Consider the following 24,131-nt stretch of genomic DNA (forward strand, 5'->3'; position numbering starts at 1 on the left):
GGGCGTCTGGTGCCGTGAGGGTGCCCTTCAGGACACACCTCAGGGGTGATGCCGCCACAGCCGCCAAGCTCGCGGGCTCGCGGGGGCGTGGTGGCTGTTCGCCTCGCCGAGCCGCAGCCGGATCCGCGCACCCCCGAGCTGGCCGCGCTCGAGGTGGATCGTGCCGCCCGTCGCCTCGGCGGCCGAGCGGGCGATGTCCAGGCCGAGTCCCGTCGAGCCGCCCCCGCTGGTCCCACGTGAGAGCGCGGCCTCGGGATCGGCGATCCCGGGACCGGCGTCCTCGACCGCCAGCGTGACCCAGCCGGCGTGCCGCACGACCGAGACACCCAGCGCCGCGTGCGCGGGCGTGTAGTGGAAGACGTTGTCCAGCAACGCGTCCACGACGGCGCCGAGCGCGTCGGGCGACAGCGGCACCGGCGCGGGCGACAGCGGCAGGTCGACCTCGCACGCGCGGCCCTGGTCCAGCGCGTGCGCGGACCAGAACAGCATCCGCGCCTCGACCACGGCGGCGGCGTCGCACGAGGAGGCGGACGGTGAGGTGGCGACCGGTTGCAGCTGCTGGATGATCCGGTCCACGTCGTGCCCGAGGGAGCTGACCGCGGTGCGGATGCGGTCGGCGACCGGGCCCGCGCCGGCCGCGTCGGCGTCCAGGCGTAGCGCGGTCAGCGGCGTGCGCAGGCGGTGCGAGACGTCGGCGATCATCTCGCGTTCCTTGGCCAGCAACTGTTCCGTGCGGTCGGCGGTGGCGTTGATGGCGCTCGCCAGCGCGACCAGCTCGTCCGGGCCCGTCAACCGGATGCGGACGTCGTGCCGTCCGGCGGTGTCCGCGAGCACCCGCAACGCGCGCAGCACGGGCGTGAACAGCCTGCGCCCCAACAGGAACGCGGCGGCCGAGCAGCCAAGGATCACACCGAAGAGCAAGCCCAGCCAGGCAACCGGCACCGCGACCGGAGCGGGTTCGACCAGCACCTCGGAGCCGTCGACCGACGCCAAGACGGGACCATGCCCGGTGCCGACCGTCGTGCCGTCGGCGAACCGGACCGCGAGCCTGCCGGAGGCACCTGCGGTGGTGCCGGCGATCGTGGCGCGCACGGCGTCGACATCGCTCGTCACCCGCAACACGGCGGCGACGACGGCAGCGTCACGCTGGTCCGACGAAACCGCACGGTCCCGGGCTGAGGAGACGACAAGGAACACGACGGTCGCCAGGAACACCGTGGCCACCAGTCCCAGAGCGACCAGCAGCGCGCGGGTGACGACCGCTCTCATTCCGGCGCCGCCAGCTTGAAGCCCACGCCGCGGATGGTGTGCAGGTACTTGGGCCGCGCGGCGGTCTCGCCGAGCTTGCGGCGCAGCCACGACGCGTGCACGTCGATCGTCTTGTCGTCACCGACGTACGGGTGCCCCCACACGGCCTGGATCAGCTCACGCCTGCTGATGACCCGCCCCGGCCGTTGCGCGAGGTAGGCGAGCAGGTCGAACTCGCGCCTGCTCAACGCGATCGGCTCGCCACCCAGCGTGGCGCCGCGCTGCGCCAGGTCGATCCGCAGATCACCCAGAACCACGACGTCACGACTGTCGGAAGACGACGAACCGCCGGTGCGGCGCAGCAGGGCGTTGATGCGGGCGGCGAGGTGCTCGCTGGAGAACGGCTTGACGATGTAGTCGTCCGCGCCCGCGTTCAACGAGCTCACGACCGAGCTCTCGGCGCCGCGCGCGGTGGCGATGATGACCGGCACGTTGCTCACGCCGCGCAGCATCCGCAACGCCGCAACGCCGTCGAGGTCGGGCAGGCCTAGGTCGAGGATGACGAGGTCCAGCTCGTGCGTGCCGGCCTCTCGCAACGCGGCCACGGCGGTGCCGACGGCCTGCACGACGTGCCCGAGGTCGGTCAGCGCGTGCACGAGCGCCGCCTGGACCACCGGGTCGTCCTCGACCACCAGCACCTTCGACATGCACGCAGCGTAAGCACCCGGCGGGCGGAAACGAAGGGGTGTTGCGAGCTTATGGAGATCGTGCTTCGTCCTTAAACCTCTCTTAGGACGGGCGGGCCTACGGTCTGCGGCACACCGAACCAGGGAGCTAGGCGTGGCAGAAGTCGTTCTGACGGGTCTCGGCAAGTCGTACGGGGACGGCACCCGTGCGGTCCGCGACCTCAACCTGGAGATCCGCGACGGGGAGTTTCTCGTGCTCGTCGGCCCCTCGGGGTGCGGCAAGACGACCGCGCTGCGGATGATCGCCGGGTTGGAGCAGGTCACCGAGGGGGCCATCCGGATCGGCGAGCAGGTCGTGAACGACGTGCCCTCGCGTGACCGGGACGTGGCGATGGTGTTTCAGTCGTACGCGCTGTACCCGCATCTCAACGTGTACGACAACATCGCGTTCGGCCTCACGCTGCGCAAGCTGCCGAAGAAGGAGATCGACCACCGCGTCCGCGAGGTCGCGAGTGTGCTCGAACTGCAGGAGCACCTGGACCGCAAGCCGCGCAACCTGTCCGGCGGGCAGCGGCAGCGGGTCGCGATGGGCCGGGCGATCGTGCGGGCACCGCAGGTGTTCCTGATGGACGAACCGCTGTCCAATCTGGACGCCAAGCTGCGTGTGCAGATGCGGGCGCAGATCGCGCGGATCCAGCGGGAGATCGGCGTCACGACGGTGTACGTGACGCACGACCAGACCGAGGCGATGACCCTCGGCGACCGCGTGGCCGTGATGAAACGCGGTGTGCTGCAACAGGTCGGGCCGCCGCAGGAGCTCTACGACCGCCCGGTCAACCTGTTCGTCGCGGGGTTCATCGGCTCGCCCGGTATGAACCTGGTGACGGCCAGGCTCGAGCGTGATCCGAACGGCCGGTTCTGGGTGTCGCTGAACTCCGACGCCCTGCTGCTGCCGGATTCGGTGCTGCACCAACGCCCGGCGCTCGCGGGGTACGCCGGACGGGACGTGGTGCTCGGCATCCGGCCCGAGGACATGGAGGACGCTTCGCTCGCCGACGCGCGGGAGGGGCAGATCCTCCATTCGGTGGCCGACCTGGTGGAGGCGATGGGCTCGGACGTGCTGGTGCACTTCCCGGTCGACGCCCCGCCGGTCGTCACCGATGACACGAAGGAGCTCGCGAAGGACGCGGGCACGGACGACCTGCCGAAGTCCGGCAAGGGGACCGTCCTCGTTGGACGGTTCAGCCCGCGCACGCACATCTACGAAGGACAACCCGTCGCCGCCTGGGTGGACACCTCCCGGCTGCACTTCTTCGACCCGGAGTCCGGGTCCTCGATCTGGAAGTAGAAGGAGCGTCATGAGGCAGTGGATCGTGTTGACCGTGCTGGCGGCCACGGCGTGCTCGGGAGGTGCCGCGGTGACCGGCGGGGGAGCCGATCTGAAGGGCCAGTCCGTCGAGGTGGTGGGCACCTGGTCCGGCGACGAGCAGAAGAGCTTCGAGAAGGTGCTGGCCGCGTTCAAGGAGAAGACCGGCGCGGACGTCAAGTACACCCCGGCCGGTGACGAGCTGCCGACCGTGCTGCAGACCAGAGTCCAGGGCGGCACGCCGCCGAGCGTCGCGCTGGTCGCGCAACCCGGCCTCGTCGCGCAGTTCGTCAAGGCGGGGTCGCTCAAGCCGCTCAGCGCCGAGGTCGAACAGGCCGTGGGCAGCCACAACGCGGGCGTGTGGAAGCAGCTCGGCAGCGTCGACGGCAAGCTTTACGGCGTCTACTTCAAGGCCGCCAACAAGTCCGCGGTCTGGTACAGCGAGAAGGCGTTCGCCCAGGTCGGCGCCACGCCGCCGAAGACGTGGGACGAGCTCGTCACCACCGGCAAGGCGCTCGCGGACACCGGGCAGGCGGCGGTGTCGGTCGGCGGCGCGGACGGCTGGACGCTCACCGACTGGTTCGAGAACGTCTACCTGCGCACCGCGGGCCCGGACATGTACGACAAGCTCGCCAAGCACGAGATCCCGTGGACCGACCCGTCGGTGCGCAAAGCGCTCGACGAGCTGGCGAAGCTGTGGGGCGACCGCAAGCTGATCGCGGGCGACCCGCTGCAGACCGAGTTCCCCAAGTCGGTGATCGACGTGTTCGGCGAACCGGCGAAGGCCGCGATGGTGTTCGAGGCGGACTTCGTCGCGAGCGTGATCTCCACCAACACCAAGGCGAAGGTCGGCGAGGACGCCAAGTTCTTCCCGTTCCCCTCGGTCGCGGGCAGCAAGGACGCGGTGGTCGCCGGTGGTGACATGGCCGTGCAGTTCAAGGACGACAAGGCCAGCACCGAGCTGATGAAGTTCCTCGCCTCGCCCGAGGCGGGCAAGGTGTGGGCGCCGCTGGGCGGTTTCCTGTCGCCCAACAAGGACATCCCGGCCGACGCCTACCCGGACGACGTGACTCGCGACCTCGCGAAGCGGCTCGTCGACGCCGGCGACAACGTGCGGTTCGACATGTCCGACCTCGCGCCGGCCGCGTTCGGCGGCACGAAGGGCGCGGGGGAGTGGAAGGACCTGCAGGACTTCCTGGCCGACCCCAAGAACGCGGACGCGATCATCCAGCGCCTGGAAGCCAACGCCGCCAAGGCTTACGGGAAGTGACCTGACTTGATCTCGCGTCACACGACGGACGCCGCGCCGGGGCGCTCGCCCCGGCAGGCGGTTCCGTTCCTCCTGCCCGCGTTGCTGGTCCTCGCGGCGCTCGTGCTCTACCCGCTGGTGTTCTCGGTGTTCCGCAGCTTTTTCGACTCCTCGGGCACCGAGTTCGTGGGGCTGAGCAACTACGTCGAGACGTTCACCGACCCACGAACGCTCACGGCGTTCCGCAACAACGTGATCTGGGTGGTGGTCGCGCCCGCCGCGGTCACCGGCCTCGGGTTGGTCCTGGCGGTGCTGACCGAGCGGATCCGCTGGGCCACGGCGTTCCGGCTGGTGCTGTTCATGCCGATGGCGATCTCGCTGTTCGCGTCGGGCATCATCTTCCGGCTCGTCTACGAGGAAGACCCCAACCAGGGTGTGGTGAACGCGGCGCTGGTCGGCGTGCACGACGTGTTCGTGCCGCCGTCGGCCTACCCCGGCGCCCGGCCACGCGAGGGCGCGCCGTTCACCGCGACACCGGACGGGTTCGTCGGCAACGCTTCCGTGCAGCCCGGCAGCACGGTGCTCGTGCCGTTGGTCGGGTTCTCGCCGGGCGGGATTCCGAAGGAGGCCCGGTCGGTGTCCGAGCCGACCGCGGGCACGGGCGAGATCCGCGGCGTCGTGTGGCTGGACGTGTCGGTCGGCGGCAAGGCGGGGCAGCTGGATCCGTTGGAGCGCGGGCTGCCCGGCATCACGGTCGAGGCGGTGCGCGACGGGAAGGTCGTTTCCCGGACGACCGCGGGCGATGACGGCCGGTTCACGTTCCCCGGCCTCGCTTCGGGCGACTACCAGCTGCGATTGCCGCCGTCGAACTTCGCCCTGCCGTTCCGCGGCCTGACCTGGCTGGGACCGTCGCTGGTCACACCAGTGATCATCTCGTCCTGGATCTGGATCATGACCGGCTTCGCGATCACGTTCATCGCGGCCGGGCTGTCGGCGATCCCGCGTGACGCACTGGAGGCGGCACGGGTGGACGGCGCGACCGAGTGGCAGGTGTTCCGGCGGGTGACGATCCCGTTGCTGTCGCCGGTGCTGCTGGTCGTGTTCGTGACGCTGGTGATCAACGTGCTCAAGATCTTCGAGCTGGTCTTCGTCATCGCACCGGGTTCGGTGCAGGAGGAGGCCAACGTGCTCGCGCTGCAGATGTGGCAGGTGTCCTTCGGCACCGGCGGCGACCAGGGCGTCGGCAGCGCGCTCGCGGTGATCCTCTTTCTGCTGGTCGCGCCCGCGATGTTGTTCAACATCCGCAGATTCCGACGGGAGCAGTCATGACGACGGTCGTAACGGACGAGGTCCGCGTCGTCGAGGTGTCGGTGTCCGGCGCACCGCGGCGCGGCGTGTTCTCCCGCCTGGTCTCGCGCCTCGGCAACGGGACCGTCCAGGTGGTGCTGGCGCTGGTCGCGCTGTTCTGGCTGGTCCCCGTCGCGGGACTGCTGATCGCGTCGCTGCGGGCGGAGTCGGCGAACACCGCCAGCGGCTGGTGGACGATCTTCACCAAACCGGCGGAGCTGACACTGGACAACTACGCGGGCCTGGTCGCGAACTCCGCGGTGTGGCAGTCGTTCCTCAACACGTTCTACATCGCGGTGCCCTCGACGGTCCTGGTCGTGGTGATGTCGGCGCTGGCGGCGTACGCCCTGTCGTGGATCGACTTCCCGGGCCGTGAGACGTTGACCGTGGTCGTCGTCGGACTGCTCGTGATGCCCGTTCAGGTCGCGTTGATCCCGGTGGCGAAGCTGTTCGGCGCGCTGGGGCTGTTCGGCACGATCACCGGCGTGGTGCTGTTCCACGTCGCGTTCGGCCTGCCGTTCGCCATCTTCCTGCTGCGCAACTTCTTCAGCGGCATTCCACGCGACCTGATCGAGGCCGCGCGGATGGACGGCGCCCGCGAGTGGGTGATCTTCAAACGGGTGGTGCTGCCGATCGGCAAGCCCGCGATCGCGTCGCTGACGATCTTCCAGTTCCTGTGGGTGTGGAACGACCTGCTGGTGGCGCTGGTGTTCGCGGACCAGGACTCGGCGCCGATCACGGTGGCGCTGCGGGCCCAGCTGCGCCAGTTCGGCACGAACATCGACCTGTTGTCGACGGGTGCGTTCCTGTCGATGATCGTGCCGCTCGGGGTGTTCCTGGTGTTCCAGAAGTACTTCGTACAAGGCGTGCTGGCGGGATCCACGAAATGACCGGCGTCAGGCTGTCCGAGGTGAGCCTCGTGTTCGGCGACGGCACCGTCGCGGTCTCCGACGTGAGCCTGGACGTGGCCGACGGCGAGTTCGTGGTGCTGCTCGGGCCGTCCGGGTGCGGCAAGTCGAGCATCCTGCGCATGGTCGCGGGGCTGCAGCGGCCCACTCGGGGGTCCGTGGTCCTGGACGGGCCGCGGACCGATGTGGCGATGGTGTTTCAGGACTTCGCGCTGTACCCGCATCTGACCGTGGCATCGAACATCGGGTTTCCGCTGGAGATCGCCGGGGTGCCCGCCGCTTCGAGAATGGAGCGGATTGCCGAGGTGGCCTCCGCGCTGGGCATCGGGGACCTGCTGGCGCGAAGACCCGGCGAGTTGTCCGGCGGGCAGCGGCAACGCGTGGCGATGGGCCGGGCGCTCGTGCGGCGCCCGCGGTTGCTGCTGATGGACGAGCCGCTGTCCAATTTGGACACCGTGCTGCGGTCGGGGCTGCGGGCGGAGATCGTGCGGATGGCGCGGTCGCTCGGGCTGACGATGCTGTACGTGACGCACGACCAGATCGAGGCGCAGACGATGGCGGACCGCATCGCCGTGCTGCGCGACGGGGTGCTGGAGGACTCCGGCCGGCCCGCCGAGGTGTACCGGCATCCGGCGACGATGCACGTCGCGGCGTTCCTCGGCAGCCCGCGGATGAGCCTGTTCAAGGCGTACGTGCACGTCGTGGTCGACAGCCACGTCGGGCTGCACATCGGTGGCCAGGTGCTCGAACTGCCGTTCACCGACATGCGGGCGCGGGCGATCGCGCACTACGACGGTGAGGACATCGCGGTCGGGGCGCGGGCCGAGGCGCTGGTGCCGGTCGCGCCCGGAACGCCGGGACACGTGCTGACCGGGCAGGTCGGCCACGTCGAGCACCACGGGCACGAGACGCTCGTGTCGGTCGACGTCGGGGCGTGGCCGGTGGAGCTTCCGGAGGCTCGGCCGCCTCGGGTGCCCGTGCAGCCGCGGGGGCTGGTGGATCGGCTGCGGTCAATTTTCCCTGCGCCGGCTGCGGAGGTTTTCGTGGAGGGGCGGCACCAGGTGCGGCACAGCGAGCTGGTGGTGCGGGTGTCGCCGGATGTGCGGCCCGCGCTCGGAGAACCCGTCGGCGTGCGGTTTCGGTTGGACCGGCTGCACTTCTTCGACCTTTCGGACGGCCGCCGGATCGGCCCGAAGACCCGCCGCTAGAACCGTTATGGCCACCATGACGGACCTCAGGGCCGTGATGGTGGCCATAACGGCCCTAGAGCCTGGGCTCCCCGGTAACGTTTGGGGCCGAGGGGGTGGGTATGCGGCTGACCGTGCTCGGTCCGGTGCGCGCGTGGCGTGGTGACGACGAGGTGGACCTGGGGCCGGTGCGGCAGCGTGCCCTGCTCGCGGCGCTGCTCCTGCGCCCCGGCACCCTGGTCAGCCGCCAGGAGCTCCTCGACGGCGTGTGGGGCCTGGAGCCGCCGGGCACCGGCGCCAGCGTCGTCCCGGTCTACGTGCACCGCCTGCGCAAGTGCCTGGACGCCGGGCTGATCGTCAGCGACCGCGGCGGCTACCGGTTCGACGCCGACGGGGTCGACCTCGACGTCACGACGATGGAACAGCACGCCGCCGAAGCCGCGGCGACGGCGCGCGCCGGTGACCTCGATGCCGCGGTCGGCGCGCTCGGCCGGGCGATCGACCTGTTCGACGGCGAGCCGCTCGCCGGGCTGCCGGGGCCGTACGCGGCGGGGCAACGGCGGCGGCTGACCGAGCGGCTGATCACGTTGCAGCTCAGGCGGTCCGAGTGGCGGCTGAAGCTCGGCGCGTTCGAAGACGTGATCGCGGAACTGGGCGAGCTCACCGAGACGCATCCGCACAACGAGCCGCTGGCGGTCCTGCTGATGCGCGCACTGCACCGGGCCGGGCGGCGGGCCGACGCGCTGGAGGTGTTCACCAGGCTGCGGGACCGGCTGGCACGGGACCTCGGCGTCGAGCCCGGCAGCGAGGCCTGCCAGGCACAGCAGGAGATGCTCGGCGCCGCACCGAAACGCGGGCCGCGCAACGAGCTGCCGGCCGTGGCCGGCATCGTCGGCCGCGACCGCGAGCTTGCCGTGCTGACCGCGGACGGACCGGCGGTGATCGCGGTGGACGGGGTGCCCGGCGCGGGCAAGACCGCACTCGTCGTGCAGGCCGCGGACCGAATCAGGCCTGGGTTTCCCGACGGTTGCCTTTTCGTCGACCTGCATGGGTACACCGAAGGTCGCCCGCCGGTGCGGCCGGTCGCGGCGTTGCAACGGCTGCTGCGGGCCGTCGGTGGTGATGACCGCGCCGACGACATCGACGAGCTGGCCGCGTCGTGGCGCGCGGCGACGGCGTCGGTGAAGCTGCTGCTGGTGCTGGACAACGCTTCGAGCGCCGAACAGGTGCGGCCGCTGCTGCCCGCCGGGCCGGGGTGCCGGGTGCTGGTGACCAGCAGGCACCGGCTGGCCGGGCTGCCGGCCGGGCGCCGGATCTCGTTGGGGGCACTGGACGTTCGCGCGGCACGCGACCTGTTGCGGCACCTGGCGCCGCGGCCCGGCGCGTCGGAAGAACTGGTGCGGTTGTGCGGACGGCTGCCGCTGGCGTTGTGCATCGCGGGCGCCCGGCTGCAGACCCGTCCAATGTGGACCTACGAGCAGATGGCCGAACGGCTCACCGGCGACCGGCTCGGCGGGTTGATCGCGGAGGACCGCAGCGTCGAGGCGGCCCTGCGGTTGTCCTACGACCAGCTTCCCCTTGAGCAGCAACGGGTATTCCGCGTTCTCGGGTTGTCGCCGACGCCGGAGTTCGAGGCGCTGGCGGTGGCCGCGATGCTCGGCTGCTCGTCGTGGGACGCGGAACGGGCACTGGAGAACCTGGTCGACGCGAGCCTGGTGCAGCAGCCCGCGGCCGGGCGGTACCGGCTGCACGACCTGGTCGCGGTCTACGCGAAAGGACTTGCGGAGCCGTTCGACGCGACCGGTGTGCTGCGACTGTTCCTCGCCGCCGCCCGGTACGCCAGCGACTGGGGCGACCATCCGACGATGAGCGCCGTGCCGTTCACCGGCTGGGAGGACGCGACGGCGTGGCTGGACGCGACCGGCGGCTCGATCGTCGACGTCGTGCGGTACGCGGCCGACCTGGGCGAGGTCGACTACGCGTGCTGGATCGCGGAGGGCCTGGTCGAGTACTTCATGCGACAGGCCAGGTACCACGAGTGCCGGGCGGCGCTGGAGATCGCGTTCCCGCTGGTCGACCGGTCCAGCGACCCGCGCATGGTGGTGGCGCTGCGCAACGGCTTCGGCATCGCGTACGGCATGCAGGGCCACTACGAGACCTCGCGGACGTGGTTCACCGACGCGCTGGAGATCAGCACGCGCCGCGACGACCGGCGTTCGCGCGCCCAGGCGCTGGCCGGGCTCGGCACGCTCGCCAGGGCGGCCGGCCGGCTCGACGAGTCCTTCGCGCTGCTGACCGAGGTGCTGGAGATCGGGCGCGAGATCGACGACAAGTGGCTCTCCGGGCTCGCGGTCACCAACATCGGCGAGCTGCACCACGCGTTCGGCCGGACCGACGAGGCCCTGGACTGCCTCGCCCAGGGCGTCTGCTTCGCCGAGAAGCTCGGCAACGCGCGGGCGATGGCGATGGCGCTCGGCTCGGTCGGGACCGTCTACCTCGGGCTCGGGCGTGCCGATGAGGCGGCCGCTGCGCTGGGGCGGGCGGCCGAGCTCGCGGCTCGGGTCGGAGATCTCGGGCTGGAGGCGTTGTGCCTGACCAGGTTGGGGAGCGCGACCGGTGACCGGGAGCTGCACCACCGGGCGCTCGCGCTGGTCACCGAGGACAGCCGGCCGGACCTGGGACAGGAGATCCGGGCGCGGCTCGACGCCTGACCTGGGGTTTCATCGCGATTTCAAGGCTCGTCCCGAGCCTTGGGTCCATGAACGAGATCGAGGACCTGGCGAGTGCCGCGCTCGCGCCGGTGGCGGGGACGCCGGTGCAGCCGCTCGTGGATCTGCTGCGCAACGTGTGGGAGGGCTACTTCGGCGCGCCCGTGCCGCCGGGCACCACGAACTGGAACGCCTACACCCACGAGCAGCTGCACGAAATGCTCTGGCAGGACGCCGACGTCGGTGACGTCAGCGACGTCGCCGCCGAGTGGGGCCGGCACGGCACCGAGCTGACCGGCCACGCCGACGCTCTGCGCACCCAGCGCGAGGCGCTCGGCGAGAACTGGGGCGGCCGGGCGTCCGAGCAGGCCGGGACGGGCCTGGACCGGCTGGGGGAGCGCACCACCGGGATCGCCACCCGAGCGGACACCATCGGCAAGGCTGCGCAGGACGCCGGCGACGCGCTCGCGTTGGCACGTAACACGATGCCGCCGCCACCAGGAGACTCCACCGCCCTCGTCGCCGCCGGGACCGCGGCCGGCGCCGGGGTGGGCGCCGCCATCGGGGCCGTGGCGGGAGCGGGCGCCGGCGGGGTCGGCGCCGGACCTGGGGCCTTGATGGGTGCCGCGATCGGCGCTCTCGTCGGCGGTGCGGGCAGCGCGTTCCTCGCCAACGCCGCGGCCGCCGGGCAGAAGGCCGAGGCCGTACACGTGATGCAGCGGTACGAAGCGAGCCTCGCGGAGGCGAGCCACGCCGTCACCCCTGGCGCGCCCGGTGCTGCCAGGACGTTCGGCTCGGCCGCGGACACCACGAGCGTCTCCGGTTTCGCGGGAAGCGGTGGCGGAGCAGCCGGTGGTGTGCCGTGGCAGCGGCTCGCGAACCCGTTGGAGGCCAAGGGAATGGCCACCGGCGTGCTCGGGACGACGCCGTTCAGCGCCACCGTCATGCCTGCTGGTACCGCCGGACGTGCGGCGAACGGCATGGCGGCCGGGGGAGCACCGGGCGGCGCGCGGCGCGAGGGCGAGCAGGACGCCGAGCACCGCAGCCGGATGCCCGTGGCGGACCACGGGTTGTTCGACGTCGACGAACGGGTGTGCACGCCCGTCATCGGACTGTGAGGAGGGGGCCGTATGGACGGATACCGGGTCGAGTCGGGTGAGCTGACCGCTCAGGCCAACGCGCTGGCCGCGATCGGTGACGGCGTGGACGGGCTGGTGACGTCGGCCGACCGGCTGGCGGAACGGTTGCCGCAGCTGGGCACCGCGCCGCCCGCGCAGCACCTCGCCCTGCGGCTGCGGGAGGCCGCGGGCCGGTCGGGGCTCAGCGGCGAGGTCGGCACGGCGACCACCGAGCTGCACAGCTACCACCGCGCGCTCGCCGAGACGATCGCGAGCTACCTCGACGTCGAGGAGCGGCTCTCGTGACCGCACTCGGACTCGTCGAGCTCGACCTGCTCGCCACCCACGCGGGCGTGACGCCGCCGTTCCCGCTGAACGCGCGCTCGTTCGGCCGCATCAGCGGGGAACGCGAGCTGCTGCTCGCCGTGGCCGTGCAGACCTTGCGGATGCGTGGTCTTGCCTCGCCGGACGGTCCGACCGGCATGGCCGCCGAGCTGGTCACGGCACTGCGCGAGCACCGGGGCACGGTCGACCTGACACTGACCGATCCCGAGACGAGCGTCGTCGCCCTGATCTACCGCGACCGGGCGCTCGTCTGCCACCAGACGTCCGACGAGCTGCACCTGCGCCGGATCGCGGACACCGCGGTGGCCGCCGAGCTCATGACGTACGTGCCCGAGCACCCGGCCGCGAAGTGCTTCCCGTTCACGGTGGACCTCGCGAACCCCGGCGAGGACCTGCCGGAGGTGACGGGGAAGGGACAGCTCGGTGCCACGCGCAACGGAGCCCGCGCGGGCGCCGAACTGTCCTGGGTGGACGGACCGCTCGGTCGGCTGAAGGTCGACGTGAGCGACGGGACGTTGAGCGTGAACCCCTTGCGGCAGGCCGCGTTGCGGCTCGCCGTCGAAGAACTGACCACGATCGCACGGAGTCGTTGAATGAAGCTTCTTGTCCTGGGTGCGGCGGTAGCGCTCACCCTGTCCACCGCGGTTCCCGCTCATGCGGCCACGCCCGCCGACATCCTCCGAGCCGGCGCCGAACAGGGCGTCCGCGACGGCTACCCCGGCGTGATCGGCCTGGTGCGCAACGGAACCGACAGCCAGTACGTCAAGGCCGGCCTCGGCGACCGGTTCGCCCAGACCCCGGCCGATCCGCACGCCCGGTTCCGCATCGGCAGCAACACCAAGGCGTTCACCGCGGCCGTGCTCCTGCAACTGGAGAGCGAGGGCCGGCTGTCGCTGGACGACACGGTCGCGCGGTGGCTGCCCGGCGTGGTCGACGCCAACGGTCACGACGGCACCAGGATCACCATCCGGCAGCTGCTCAACCACACGTCCGGGCTGCCGGAGTACTCCGCCGACGCGCGCGTGAGCGTCCCGTACGTGGCGAACACGAACCCGCGCCAGCCGTGGCCGCCGCGCACCCTGGTCGACATCGCGCTGGAAGCGGCACCGGTGCGGGGATTCCACTACGCCAACACGAACTACGTGCTGGCCGGCATGGTGATCAAGGCCGTCACCGGCGAGGAACCGGCCGTGCAGGTGCGCAAGCGGATCATCGAGCCGCTCGGCCTGCGCGACACCACGTTTCCCGTCGACGACCCCGAGACGCCGTCCATGCACGGCGCCTTCTGGGTGGGCAGCATCCTGATCCGCGACGTCACCGTGTCCAACGTCCAGACGTTCGGCCCGGCCGGCGCCATCGTGTCCACAGTGGACGACCTGGCCACCTTCGAGCGCGCGCTGTTCACCGGCCGGCTCTTCCCGGCCGCGCAGCTGGCGTCGCTGAAGACGACCGTGCCGATGGGCACCGGGGATGCCGGCTACGGGCTGGGCGTCGGTTCCGTGTCAACGCCCTGCGGCCGCGTCTGGACGCACACCGGTGGCGTGCTCGGGTACTTCACCACGTGGCTGACCAGCGAGGACGGCGCCAAGCAGGTCGTGTTCGCGGCGAACGAGTTCCACCTCGTGGGCGGCACGCGGGGACAGCGGGACGTGGGCAAGGCGGCGGTGGACGCCTACTGCGCCCTTCAGGCGACCTCCTGACGGTCCTGACGGGACAGCCTGGTCATCAGGCGATGCCGGAACTCGACGTCCGCGAGCATGCCTTCGAGCAGCCGCACCGCGAGTTCCGGCTCGCCCCTGCTGACGTGGTGTGCCACGGCCCGCGCCGTGGCGGAGACGGTGTCGGGCCAGTCGGCCCACGCCGCCTCGGGCGGGATGTGCTGCGAACACGGCATGGTTTACCTCCGCCGTGCGAAACGGATCTGGTGCAGGCATACCCGATCAGTGATCGGGGTATACCCGGAGATCAAGGAGCCACCCGCCGCGCTGTCGCGGTGGGTGGCCGTTTCCGGCTGGCACGTCCACCGCGGAGTGAGCTGATCACCGGCTCGGCGCACCGCGCGATCACCGCCCGGCTCTTCGGATTAGGGTACGCGGCCGTTCAGGTGAAGCGCTGCGCTGAAGGCGTGGTTATCAGGTCGTTGCCTCAGCTCCCGCGCTCCCGATCTTTTGGTATTACGGTGTGCAGCGCCACTGGACGATTAGGGAGCGACGAGGGTGACCACGTGGAGTGAAGTGATCAGCTACGTCCGCGTCCGGCACGAGGTGCTGGAGGAGACGGGCGAGTGGCTGCGGTTCCGCATCGACACGGGCGCCGACCGCACCCAGCAGGTCACCCTGCACCACCTGCCGGACCTGGACGGGGTCCCGTGGGTGGAGATCTCCTCCCCGGTCGGCCGGGCCGACGAGATCGACCTGCGCCGCCTGCTCGAGCAGGCCGGGTCGTGGTGCATCGGCGGCGCCGCGGTGGTCGACGGGGTCGCCCTGCTCAAGCACACGGTCCCGCTGGAGGACCTGAGCGTGCAGGAGGAGTTCGCGCGGCCGCTGGCTCTGCTGGTGTCGGGGGCGGACGCGCTGGAGCACGACCTGACGCAGTCCGACCACTTCTGACCTGGTCAAACCCGTACTGACGCCACACGTCTACGTACGTTCACCTTTCCTTCGCATCTACGTCACCCGACGGATGTTTCGGCCTTCCGGCGGAGCGAGGGTGTCACCAAGCACTTCGGTGCCGCCGGCAGGTCGAGACGGACGCGGCGTTCCGCCTGGGGCCTGAGGGCAGCGGTGGCACCTCTACCGCCGACCCACGCCGCCCCCGTCCTCCACGGTGGCGTGGGTCGGCCCATGGCGTTGGCGGGAGGCCGAGAAGGATGAACATGACCGCGCAGCTTGACGTTCTGCGCGATTTGTCGGACGTGAAGGCGCGCTACGAGGAGATGCTGGGCTGGCGGGTGGCGCTCGACGTGAGCCACCGGCGGCTGTTCCTGCCGGTCGGACGCGACCTCGGGGCGATCACGATGCCCGCGCACATGGCCGTGGTGGTGACCGCGCAGCTGCGCGTGGCCGTCATGGCCGGACCGGTGATCGTCTCGCCCGGCGGCCGCTGGCACACGTTCCTCACGACGGGCGCGAAGGGGCCGAACTTCCCGCTGGTGCTGCGGCAGGCACGCGTGCAGTTCCTGCCGACGGGCGGTCAGGTGATCGTCCCGAACACGCTCGACGCCCGGTGCGACCCGACCGGCTGGTGCTGGGCCGATCCGCCCCGGCCGTACTGCGTCCTGCCGTCCTGGTCGGCCGTCGTCGTGGCGGCGAAGGTCGCGGTGGCGGACGCCGAGCAGGCGGGGCGGATCGCGGCGAGCGTCGTCAGGCGGTGACGCTTCCGACTCATCCGCGCTCGGGACGCGGGGTTCGGGCGGCCATGAACGCGTCGAGCTCGCGCAGGTCGAGTGGCTTGGCGAAGTGCGCGTCGAACCCGGCGGCGCCGCTGCGGGCGCGGTCGGCGTCCTGACTGAAGCCGGAGACCGCCACCAGCGGCGTGTCCCGGTGCTCCTCGGACCGGCGCAGCCTGCGCGCGATCTCGTAGCCGTCGATGTCCTCACCGAGCGCCAGGTCGCACAGGACCAGGTCGAACGCAGTGGCGCGCGCGGCGTCGAGCCCGGCGCCCGCGGTGGTGGCGACCGTGACCGTGTCGCCGAGCCGCCGCAACATCGCGGCGTACATCTCGGCGAGGTCTGAGTTGTCGTCGATCAGCAACACCCGGCGCGGTGACCGGGCGGCGGGTGGCGCCGGCTCGGCGACGGGCTTTCCGGTGAGCGGCAGGCGAACGGTGAACGTGGCGCCGGTTCCGGGGCCGTCGCTGTGCGCGGACACCGTGCCGTCGTGCGACTCCGCGATGCCCCGCACGACCGCCAGGCCCAGCCCGAGACCGGCGGGCGCGTCCCGGCCCGTGACGGCCCGCATGAACGGGTCGAACACGGTTTCCGCCAGCGCGGGGTCGAAACCGCCGCCGGAGTCGCGGACCCGCAGCTCGGCGTCCCCGCCGGTGGCCTGCAGGGTGACGGTGACCCGGACGCCGGAGGCGTGCTTGTACGCGTTGTCCACCAGGTTCGTCAGCATCTGGCCGAGGCGGACGGGGTCGCCGTCGACCATCACGGGCCCGGCGGGCAGCACCTTCGTCGCGGGCACGCGCAGGTCGTCCACCACCGCGTGGACGAGCGGGCGCAGGTCCATGGGGTGCCGGGCGGCCTGCAGCCGTCCGGTCATGACGCGGGTGGCGTCGAGCAGGTCGTCGGTCATCCGGGTCAGCGCGGTGAGCTGCCGGTCGATGACGGCCAGCGCGGGATGACCTGGGCCCAGCACGTCCAGTGCGGCGCGCGCCGACGCCAGCGGGTTGCGCAGTTCGTGCGACAGGGTGGCGATGAACCGGTCCTTGGCCTCCTGCTGACCCCGGAGTTCGGTACTCGCCTCGCGCAGCCGCTGGTTGGCCTCCTGCAGCTCCTGGGCGCGGGTGAACAGGTCCGCCTCCAGGGCCTGCAGCTGTTCGGACTCACGCGTCGCGACGAGCTCCGTGACGTCCTGCACCTGGTGGACGATCAGCTTCACCTGCCCCCGCTCGTCGAGGACGGGTGCGTTGACCGGGCTCCAGTACCGCACGACGAACTGCCCGTCCGGTGCCCGGATGTCGTAGCGCTGCAACGCCATCGCGTCCGATCGCCCGGTCTCCACGACGGTCCGCAGCGAGCGCCGCAGGTTGTGCACGCCGTCGGCACCGGGCAGCTCCGGGTTGTCCGGGAACACCTCGAACATCGGCCGGCCCGCCACGGCGTCCCGGTCGATCATCGTCGCCCGTGCGTAGGCGTCGTTGACGGTGACGATGGTGAAGCCGGCCGTCATGATCAGGCACGGCGTCGGCATGGCATCGAACAGGCGCTCGTAGTCCAGGCCGTTCATGGGTCGAGCCGATATCCGGCGCCGCGCACGGTGACGATGCGCGGCCGCCGCGCACCCGCCGCGATCAGCTTGCGGCGCAACCGATAGACGTGCTCGATCACGCTCGTGACGTCGCCCCGGCCCGGCTCGAACCCGCGCATCGCGGGCAGCAGCTGCCCGGCGGAGAACACCTGCCGTGGCGCGGCGGCGAGGAACGCCAGCAGCTCGTACTCCAGCGGGGTCAGGTGCATCGGCGCGCCGTCGACCGTGACCTCGCGGGAGGCCGTGTCGACGCACAGCGGACCGTGCCGCAGGACCGGATCCGCGACCGCCGGCGTGCTGCGCCGCAGCACCGCCCGGATCCGCGCGGCCAGCTCGGCCAGCGAGAACGGTTTGATCATGTAATCGTCCGCGCCGAGCTCCAGGCCGACCACGCGGTCCCGCTCGCTGCTCCACCCGGTCAGGATGATCACCGGCAGGTGCTTGCCCGCGCGCACGCCGCGCAGGAAGTCCAGGCCGTTGCAGTCGGGCAGCCCCAGGTCCAGCACGAGCAGGTCGGCGCCGTGCTCGCGCAGCACCGCCGTGCCGGAGCGCGCGTCGCCCGCGGTCAGGACGCGAAAGCCCTCCCGGCTGAGGTAGGCGTCGACCATCTCGGTGAGGTCCGCCTCGTCCTCGACGAGCACCACCAGGGGTCGGGTGACGTCGGTGCGCAGTGGTTCCCGAGGCTCGGAATCGTGGACCGGCCGACGATCTCCCGGCGATACCGCACCCATGTTCGGAACGTACCACTGGAGTCCGTAGGTACTCCTCCGGTGAAGGGAGCCGCGTGGCGGTCGACCCCCAGCACTACAACGACGCCGCAGCGAAGCGCGCGTGTGAGAAGGCGGTCGAGTCGGGCGAGCTCTGCGCGCGGGCCAGGCGGCTGATCGAGGAGTCGAACGGACGGATGGAGCGTCTCGCCGAGCGTTACCCGAACCTCACGATCGTGCCTGCTGAAAGGGCAGCCGATCGAAAATGATCCGGATGTGCCTGATCAGCCCGTCCCGCACGGTCACCAGCTCGGCGGCGGGCGCACTCGCCACGGGGACGGTCTCCGTGTCGTACATCAACAACGTCGTCGTCTCGTCGCCGTAGACGGCGAGCACCTTCGCGGACTTGAGGATCTGCACGAACGGCCCCATGAACCCGCGGAACGCCTCCGCGCCCTCGAGCCGCCCCGCGGGCGCGTCACACACGATGTCGTCGGCGATGTACGTCATGGCCAGCTCGAAGTCATGGCTGGTCCAGGCCTTGTGATAGGCGAGTGCGATGTCCATGTCGGTGCTTCCTTTCTCCGGTTCGGAGGGGTAGACACCGTCGGGTGGCTGATCGGAACGGTGAGTTCGACGAGTGGGTCTCGGCGCATCGGCACGAGCTGCTGGTGCACTGCTACCGGATGCTCGGCTCGCTGACCGACGCCGAGGACGTCCTGCAGGAGACGCTGCTCGCGGCGTGGCGCGGCCTGGACGGGTTCGCCGGCCGCTCGTCGCCGCGCACGTGGCTCTACCGCATCGCCACCAACCGCTGCCTGAACTTCGTCCGGCGGCTGCCACCCGAACCGGTGCCGCCGTTCGAACCGCCACCGCCCACCCGCCGCAACGAGGTGGTGTGGCTGCAGCCACTGCCGGACCCCGACACCTGGTCCTCCTCGCGTGAGTCGGTCGAACTCGCGTTCATCGTTGCGCTGCAACACCTCCCGCCGCGCCAGACCGCCGCACTGGTGTTGCGCGACGTGCTCGACTTCTCCGCCGCGGAGGTCGCCTCGATGCTGGACACGAGTGAGACCGCCGTGAAGGGCCTGCTGCAACGTGCCCGCGCCGCGCTGCGGTACCGGCCGACTCCGGTTTCAGCGGACCCCGATCTGGTCCAGCGGTTCGCGTCGGCGTTCATGGCCAACGACATCCCGCGCGTCGTCGACCTGCTGACCGACGACGCGTGGCTGGCCATGCCGCCCGCGCCGCACGAGTACCACGGGCGTGCGGCGATCGCCGCGTTCCTGCGGGCCCGCGGAAACCGGCCACTGCGGCTGGTGCCCGCGCGGGCGAACGGCCAGCCCGCGTTCGGTTGCTATCTGGAGGATTCGCCCGCCGGCGTGCTGGTGCTGACGATGGCCTCCGGTGGTGTCGCCGGGGTGACGAGGTTCCTCGACGTTGACCCCGACCGGTACCTGGTGTACGCAGACTGACGTACGCGAGATCCGTTCCACAACGGATTCCCTCGGCGCTTCATCTCGCCAGCATTGTTGGCATGAACCGACTCAGTGGGCGTAACCGCAAGATGGTCCTGCTGGCGCACATCGTGTCCGCGGCCGCGTGGTTCGGGCTCGACCTGGCGCTCGGCATCCTGGTCGTCGTCTCACTGGTGGCGTCGCCACGGACCGCGGGCATGGCGATCCAGGCGGTCGACCTGTTCGCGATCTGGCCGATGTTCGTGGCCAGCCTGGTGTGCTTGATATCCGGCGCGATCCTGAGCGTGACGAGCAAGTACGGGCTTGTGCGCTACTGGTGGGTCGCGATCAAGCTGGCGTTCAACGTGATCATGTCCGTGCTGATCCTGTTCTCGCTGCGGCCCGGTGTCGCGGAGGCGGCCCGCATCGGTGAGCGCATGCTGGCCGGTGACTCGTCCGTTTCCGTGTCGGCCCACATGCTGGGGCCCGTGGTGGTCGCGCCGACCATGTTGCTGATCTCCTACGTGCTGTCGGTGTTCAAGCCCTTGGGGCGGGTACGCAAGCAGGCGGTCGTGCCGCGTCCGCGGCACGCCGAGCTGGCCAAATCGAATTGACGTTCCCGCTGGTGCGCCGGGCGGGCGTCGCGCTGACTCCCGCCGACGTGCGCTCCGAGGAGGCCACCGCGCGCCTGGATCGGGTCGAGACGAACGGTGACGAGTCCGCCGAGCACCGCCGCGTGCGCCGGGCGCTGATCGCCGTCGAACGCGGGCCTCGGCTAGGGGTGCTGGATAACACCGTGTCACCGCGGTGAACCGTTGGGCTGAGACGCAGGTCTCCCCGGCATCAATATCGCGTAAAGGTGGCCGCCGGGGGTGTCAAGAGGTCGTCAGGCGTCCTGATTCCGGTGGTTCGGCGATGCACGCTTCCGGGTGTCGAGACCACCAGTTGTCGGGAAGGGAGCGGCGTCATGGCCGACTTGGCCTACGCGTTGCTGCTCATCGGGATTTTCCTCGTGCTTGCGCTGACCGTGCGCGGACTGGAGAAGTTGTGAGCGGCACCGGTCTGCTCGCGAACGCCGTCGCCGGCGTGATCGCGTTACTGCTGATCGTCTACCTGTTCATCGCGCTGATCCGGCCGGAGAAGTTCTGATGTCACCCACTGTGTCCGGCCTCGTCCAGGTCGGCATCCTCGTCGTGGCCTTGGCGGCGGTGTACCGGCCGCTCGGCGACTACATGGCGCGCGTGTTCAGCGCGACCAAGCACTCCAAGTTCGAGCTGGCGATCTACAAGGCGGTCCGGGTGAACCCGGACTCCGAGCAGAAGTGGAGCACCTACGCCTTCGGCGTGCTCGGCTTCTCGTTCGTCAGCGTCGCGTTCCTCTATCTGTTGCAACGGATTCAAGCCGTGCTGCCGTTCGCCTACGACCGCGGCAACGTGCCGCCCGGCATGGCGTTCAACACGGCGATCAGCTTCGTGACCAACACGAACTGGCAGTCGTACGTCCCGGAGACCGTCATGGGCCACACGGTCCAGATGGTCGGCCTCACGGTGCAGAACTTCGTGTCCGCCGCGGTCGGCCTCGCGGTCGCGATCGCGCTGGTGCGCGGGTTCGTCCGGCACCAGTCCGACCGGCTCGGCAACTTCTGGGTCGACCTCGTGCGCGGCACGGTCCGGATCCTGCTGCCGCTGGCGTTCGTGTTCGCGATCGTGCTGATCGCGCTCGGTGTCACGATGTCGCTCAAGTCCGGTGTGGACATTGACGGTCAGGTCGTGGCGAACGCCCCGGTCGCGTCCCAGGAGGCGATCAAGGAGCTCGGCACCAACGGTGGCGGCATCCTCAACGCCAACTCCGCGCACCCGTTCGAGAACCCGAACGCGTGGTCGAACCTGCTGGAGATCTTCCTGCTGCTGGTCATCCCGGTCGCGCTGACGCGCACGTTCGGTCAGCTGGTCGGCAACAAGAAGCAGGGGTACGTGCTGCTGAGCGTCATGGGCCTGATCTGGGGCGCCATGCTCGCGGTGATCTGGGTGGCCGAGGCCAACGGCCTGCGTCCGTTGGAGGGCAAGGAACTCCGGTTCGGCATCCCGGCAAGCGCGCTGTTCGCGAACTCCACCACGGGCACGTCGACAGGTGCGGTCAACTCGATGCACGACAGCTTCACCGGGCTCGGCGGTGGCGGCGCGATGCTGAACATGTTGTTCGGCGAGATGACGCCGGGCGGGGTCGGCACCGGCCTCTACAGCATCCTGGTGATGGCGATCATCGCGATGTTCCTGGCGGGCCTGATGGTCGGCCGCACGCCGGAGTACCTGGGCAAGAAGCTCGGCCGGCGGGAGGTGACCGCGGCGGCGGTGTCGATCCTCGCGATGCCGACCGTGCTGCTGATCTTCGCGGGCATCGCGGCGATCCTGCCGAGCACGGGCAGCGCACTCAACAACTCGGGTGAGCACGGCCTGTCGGAGATCCTTTACGCCTATGCGTCGGCGTCGAACAACAACGGCAGCGCGTTCGCCGGCATCACGGTGACCAACGATTGGTTCCAGTCGACCCTGGGCATCTGCATGGCGTTCGGCCGGTTCATCCCGATCGTCGCCGTGCTCGCGCTCGCCGGATCCCTTGCGGCGCAGAAGAAGGTGCCGGAGACGGCGGGCACGCTGCCCACCACCGGGCCGCTGTTCGCGACCCTGCTGGCCGGCAGCATCGTGCTGGTCGCCGCACTCACCTTCGTCCCTGCTCTCGCTCTCGGTCCCATCGCGGAGGCCCTGCTGTGACCACCACAACCGAACGTCCGCAAAGGACACCCGAGGAGATTCGGGAGCGCCACGCGGAGAACCTGGGTCACCAGGTCGCCGCGGGCGTGTTCAACCCGCGCCAGTTGCTGACGTCACTGCCGGACGCGCTGCGCAAGTTCCACCCGCGCCACCAGCTGCGCAACCCGGTCATGTTCGTCGTCTGGGTCGGCTCGCTGCTGGTCACCGTGTTCGCCGTGAGCGACCCGAGCGGGTTCACCATCGGTGTCGCGCTGTGGCTGTGGTTCACGGTGTTGTTCGCGAACCTCGCCGAGGCCGTCGCCGAGGGCCGCGGCAAGGCGCAGGCCGATTCCTTGCGCAAGACCAAGAAGGACGCCGTCGCGCGGCGCCTGACCGAGGACGGCTCCGAGGAGCGCGTCCCCGGCACCGACCTGCGGATCGGCGACCTCGTGGTCGTCGAGGCCGGTGAGGTGATCCCCGGTGACGGTGACGTCGTCGAGGGCATCGCCACGGTCGACGAGTCGGCGATCACCGGCGAGTCGGCTCCGGTCATCCGCGAGTCCGGCGGCGACCGCTGTGCCGTCACCGGCGGCACGACCGTGTTGTCCGACCGGATCGTCGTGAAGATCACGACCAAGCCGGGCGAGACGTTCGTCGACCGGATGATCGCGCTGGTCGAGGGTGCGGAGCGGCAGAAGACGCCGAACGAGATCGCGCTGACGATCCTGCTGTCCACGCTGACGATCATCTTCATGCTCGCGGTCGTGGCGCTGCAGCCGTTCGCCATCTTCTCCGGCGGCGAGCAGTCGGTGATCGTGCTGACCGCGCTGCTGGTCTGCCTGATCCCGACCACGATCGGCGCGCTGCTGTCCGCGATCGGCATCGCGGGCATGGACCGTCTGGTGCAGCGCAACGTGCTTGCCACGTCCGGCAAGGCGGTCGAGGCCGCCGGTGACATCGACACGCTGCTGCTGGACAAGACCGGCACCATCACCTGGGGCAACCGCCGCGCGACCGAGTTCATCCCGGTCAACGGCACCAGCCCGCAGCGCCTGGCCGAGGTGATCCGCCTGTCCAGCCTCGCCGACGGCACGCCCGAGGGCCGCAGCATCGTCGAGCTGTGCGTCGAGAAGTACGGTCTGTCCGCCGAGGCCACGGACGCGGAGAAGGCCGGCGAGTTCGTCCCGTTCACCGCGCAGACCCGGATGAGCGGCATCGACCTCAACGGCACGAAGATCCGCAAGGGCGCCGCGAGCGGGTTCGAGACGAACGACGAGACGGACGAGATCGTCGACCGGATCAGCGAGGACGGCGGCACGCCGCTCGTCGTGGCGGAAAACGACGTGGTGCTGGGCGTCATCCGACTGTCCGATGTGGTCAAACCGGGCATGAAGGAGCGGTTCGCCGAGCTGCGCGCGATGGGCATCCGGACCGTGATGGTGACCGGCGACAACCCGTTGACCGCCAAGGCGATCGCGGGTGAGGCGGGCGTGGACGACTTCCTCGCCGAGGCCAAGCCCGAGGACAAGATGGCCCTGATCCGCAAGGAGCAGGAGGGCGGCCGGCTGGTCGCGATGACCGGTGACGGCACCAACGACGCCCCGGCGCTCGCGCAGTCCGACGTCGGTGTCGCGATGAACACCGGCACGTCGGCCGCGAAGGAGGCCGGCAACATGGTGGACCTCGACTCGGACCCGACCAAGCTGATCGAGATCGTGGAGATCGGCAAGCAGCTGCTGATCACGCGCGGCGCGCTGACGACGTTCTCCGTCGCCAACGACCTCGCGAAGTACTTCGCGATCCTGCCGGCCATGTTCGCCGCGATCTACCCGCAGCTGGACAAGCTCAACGTCATGCACCTCGCGACGCCGCAGAGCGCGATCCTGTCCGCGGTGATCTTCAACGCGCTGATCATCGTGGTGCTGATCCCGTTGGCGCTCAAGGGTGTCCGGTACCGGCCGTCCAGCGCGTCCGCGCTGCTGCGGCGCAACCTGCTGATCTACGGCCTCGGCGGCATCGTCACGCCGTTCGCCGGGATCTGGCTGATCGACCTGCTCGTGCGACTCATCCCCGGGATTGGCTGAG

25 protein-coding genes are annotated in these 24,131 nt (G+C 70.4%); 19 read left to right on the plus strand and 6 right to left on the minus strand.

Annotated elements, in window-relative coordinates; genetic code table 11:
* Window positions 1-39: 39 nt before the first annotated feature.
* Window positions 40-1,269, minus strand: a complete 1,230-nt coding sequence (locus QSK35_RS19650) for a sensor histidine kinase (RefSeq protein ID WP_285748149.1) — start codon at window positions 1,267-1,269, stop codon at window positions 40-42.
* The gene (locus tag QSK35_RS19655) at window positions 1,266-1,955 is read right to left on the minus strand and encodes a response regulator transcription factor (protein ID WP_285748151.1); all 690 of its coding nucleotides are present in this window, start codon (window positions 1,953-1,955) and stop codon (window positions 1,266-1,268) included. Before QSK35_RS19655 ends, QSK35_RS19650 begins: the two co-directional genes overlap by 4 nt.
* A 133-nt stretch (window positions 1,956-2,088) precedes the next feature.
* Here QSK35_RS19655 and QSK35_RS19660 point away from each other — a divergent pair, with 133 nt between their 5' ends.
* From QSK35_RS19660 to QSK35_RS19705, 10 genes are all read left to right on the plus strand, one after another.
* Window positions 2,089-3,282, plus strand: coding sequence for an ABC transporter ATP-binding protein (locus tag QSK35_RS19660; RefSeq protein WP_285748153.1), 1,194 nt, complete (start codon window positions 2,089-2,091; stop codon window positions 3,280-3,282).
* A gap of 10 nt (window positions 3,283-3,292) precedes the next feature.
* Window positions 3,293-4,570: an ABC transporter substrate-binding protein gene (locus QSK35_RS19665; RefSeq protein ID WP_285748155.1), complete on the plus strand. Its 1,278-nt coding sequence runs from the start codon at window positions 3,293-3,295 to the stop codon at window positions 4,568-4,570.
* 6 nt (window positions 4,571-4,576) lie between these two features.
* Window positions 4,577-5,878 (plus strand): ABC transporter permease subunit, encoded by a 1,302-nt coding sequence (locus QSK35_RS19670; protein WP_285748157.1) that lies wholly within the window; start codon window positions 4,577-4,579, stop codon window positions 5,876-5,878.
* Window positions 5,875-6,786, plus strand: a complete 912-nt coding sequence (locus QSK35_RS19675; RefSeq protein WP_285748159.1) for a carbohydrate ABC transporter permease — start codon at window positions 5,875-5,877, stop codon at window positions 6,784-6,786. Before QSK35_RS19670 ends, QSK35_RS19675 begins: the two co-directional genes overlap by 4 nt.
* Complete coding sequence (locus tag QSK35_RS19680; protein WP_285748162.1) at window positions 6,783-8,012, plus strand: ABC transporter ATP-binding protein; 1,230 nt, start codon at window positions 6,783-6,785, stop codon at window positions 8,010-8,012. Before QSK35_RS19675 ends, QSK35_RS19680 begins: the two co-directional genes overlap by 4 nt.
* Before the next feature lie 101 nt (window positions 8,013-8,113).
* On the plus strand, window positions 8,114-10,702 hold the full coding sequence (locus QSK35_RS19685; protein ID WP_285748165.1) for an AfsR/SARP family transcriptional regulator: 2,589 nt from the start codon (window positions 8,114-8,116) through the stop codon (window positions 10,700-10,702).
* Window positions 10,703-10,749: 47 nt separating this feature from the next.
* Complete coding sequence (locus QSK35_RS19690; RefSeq protein ID WP_285748167.1) at window positions 10,750-11,817, plus strand: WXG100 family type VII secretion target; 1,068 nt, start codon at window positions 10,750-10,752, stop codon at window positions 11,815-11,817.
* A gap of 12 nt (window positions 11,818-11,829) precedes the next feature.
* A complete protein-coding gene (locus QSK35_RS19695) occupies window positions 11,830-12,123 on the plus strand; it encodes a hypothetical protein (protein WP_285748169.1) in 294 nt (97 codons plus the stop codon).
* Window positions 12,120-12,755: an ESX secretion-associated protein EspG gene (locus tag QSK35_RS19700; protein ID WP_285748171.1), complete on the plus strand. Its 636-nt coding sequence runs from the start codon at window positions 12,120-12,122 to the stop codon at window positions 12,753-12,755. The genes QSK35_RS19695 and QSK35_RS19700 overlap by 4 nt, the downstream gene beginning before the upstream one ends.
* Complete coding sequence (locus tag QSK35_RS19705; protein ID WP_285748173.1) at window positions 12,756-13,862, plus strand: serine hydrolase domain-containing protein; 1,107 nt, start codon at window positions 12,756-12,758, stop codon at window positions 13,860-13,862. It abuts the gene before it with no gap.
* Here QSK35_RS19705 and QSK35_RS19710 read toward each other — a convergent pair.
* Window positions 13,847-14,056: a hypothetical protein gene (locus tag QSK35_RS19710; RefSeq protein WP_285748175.1), complete on the minus strand. Its 210-nt coding sequence runs from the start codon at window positions 14,054-14,056 to the stop codon at window positions 13,847-13,849. The two genes, QSK35_RS19705 and QSK35_RS19710, sit on opposite strands and share 16 nt — an antisense overlap.
* Window positions 14,057-14,378: 322 nt before the next feature.
* On the opposite strand from QSK35_RS19710, the gene QSK35_RS19715 reads away from it, so the two are divergent.
* Together QSK35_RS19715 and QSK35_RS19720 are read left to right on the plus strand one after the other, a co-directional pair.
* A complete protein-coding gene (locus QSK35_RS19715; RefSeq protein WP_285748177.1) occupies window positions 14,379-14,771 on the plus strand; it encodes a hypothetical protein in 393 nt (130 codons plus the stop codon).
* 266 nt (window positions 14,772-15,037) lie between these two features.
* The gene (locus QSK35_RS19720; protein ID WP_285748180.1) at window positions 15,038-15,535 is read left to right on the plus strand and encodes a hypothetical protein; all 498 of its coding nucleotides are present in this window, start codon (window positions 15,038-15,040) and stop codon (window positions 15,533-15,535) included.
* A 10-nt stretch (window positions 15,536-15,545) separates the two neighbouring features.
* Here the strand turns inward: QSK35_RS19720 and QSK35_RS19725 are convergent, their stop codons facing one another.
* Window positions 15,546-17,111, minus strand: a complete 1,566-nt coding sequence (locus QSK35_RS19725; RefSeq protein ID WP_285748183.1) for a hybrid sensor histidine kinase/response regulator — start codon at window positions 17,109-17,111, stop codon at window positions 15,546-15,548.
* Window positions 17,108-17,863 carry a response regulator transcription factor gene (locus tag QSK35_RS19730; protein WP_285748185.1) on the minus strand — a complete coding sequence of 252 codons (756 nt, stop codon included), beginning with the start codon at window positions 17,861-17,863 and terminating at the stop codon, window positions 17,108-17,110. The genes QSK35_RS19725 and QSK35_RS19730 overlap by 4 nt, the downstream gene beginning before the upstream one ends.
* Window positions 17,864-17,916: 53 nt before the next feature.
* Between QSK35_RS19730 and QSK35_RS19735 the strand changes: the two genes are divergently transcribed.
* On the plus strand, window positions 17,917-18,108 hold the full coding sequence (locus QSK35_RS19735; protein WP_285748192.1) for a hypothetical protein: 192 nt from the start codon (window positions 17,917-17,919) through the stop codon (window positions 18,106-18,108).
* Here QSK35_RS19735 and QSK35_RS19740 read toward each other — a convergent pair.
* On the minus strand, window positions 18,068-18,406 hold the full coding sequence (locus tag QSK35_RS19740) for a nuclear transport factor 2 family protein (RefSeq protein ID WP_285748194.1): 339 nt from the start codon (window positions 18,404-18,406) through the stop codon (window positions 18,068-18,070). The genes QSK35_RS19735 and QSK35_RS19740 overlap by 41 nt on opposite strands.
* A gap of 44 nt (window positions 18,407-18,450) precedes the next feature.
* Here QSK35_RS19740 and QSK35_RS19745 point away from each other — a divergent pair, with 44 nt between their 5' ends.
* From QSK35_RS19745 to kdpB, 6 genes are all read left to right on the plus strand, one after another.
* Window positions 18,451-19,314 (plus strand): RNA polymerase subunit sigma-70, encoded by an 864-nt coding sequence (locus QSK35_RS19745; protein WP_285748195.1) that lies wholly within the window; start codon window positions 18,451-18,453, stop codon window positions 19,312-19,314.
* Between the two features lie 62 nt (window positions 19,315-19,376).
* Window positions 19,377-19,910, plus strand: coding sequence for a hypothetical protein (locus QSK35_RS19750; protein WP_285748196.1), 534 nt, complete (start codon window positions 19,377-19,379; stop codon window positions 19,908-19,910).
* Window positions 19,907-20,107: a hypothetical protein gene (locus QSK35_RS19755; protein WP_285748198.1), complete on the plus strand. Its 201-nt coding sequence runs from the start codon at window positions 19,907-19,909 to the stop codon at window positions 20,105-20,107. The genes QSK35_RS19750 and QSK35_RS19755 overlap by 4 nt, the downstream gene beginning before the upstream one ends.
* A gap of 236 nt (window positions 20,108-20,343) precedes the next feature.
* Window positions 20,344-20,445 carry a K(+)-transporting ATPase subunit F gene (gene kdpF / locus QSK35_RS19760; RefSeq protein WP_285748200.1) on the plus strand — a complete coding sequence of 34 codons (102 nt, stop codon included), beginning with the start codon at window positions 20,344-20,346 and terminating at the stop codon, window positions 20,443-20,445.
* Window positions 20,445-22,067 carry a potassium-transporting ATPase subunit KdpA gene (gene kdpA / locus QSK35_RS19765; protein WP_285748202.1) on the plus strand — a complete coding sequence of 541 codons (1,623 nt, stop codon included), beginning with the start codon at window positions 20,445-20,447 and terminating at the stop codon, window positions 22,065-22,067. The genes kdpF and kdpA overlap by 1 nt, the downstream gene beginning before the upstream one ends.
* Window positions 22,064-24,130: a potassium-transporting ATPase subunit KdpB gene (kdpB, locus tag QSK35_RS19770; RefSeq protein ID WP_285748204.1), complete on the plus strand. Its 2,067-nt coding sequence runs from the start codon at window positions 22,064-22,066 to the stop codon at window positions 24,128-24,130. Before kdpA ends, kdpB begins: the two co-directional genes overlap by 4 nt.
* Window position 24,131 lies beyond the last annotated feature (1 nt).

The sequence above is a fragment of the Lentzea sp. NBRC 105346 genome, from assembly GCF_030269605.1.
In the GTDB taxonomy this organism is placed as follows: Bacteria; Actinomycetota; Actinomycetes; order Mycobacteriales; family Pseudonocardiaceae; genus Lentzea.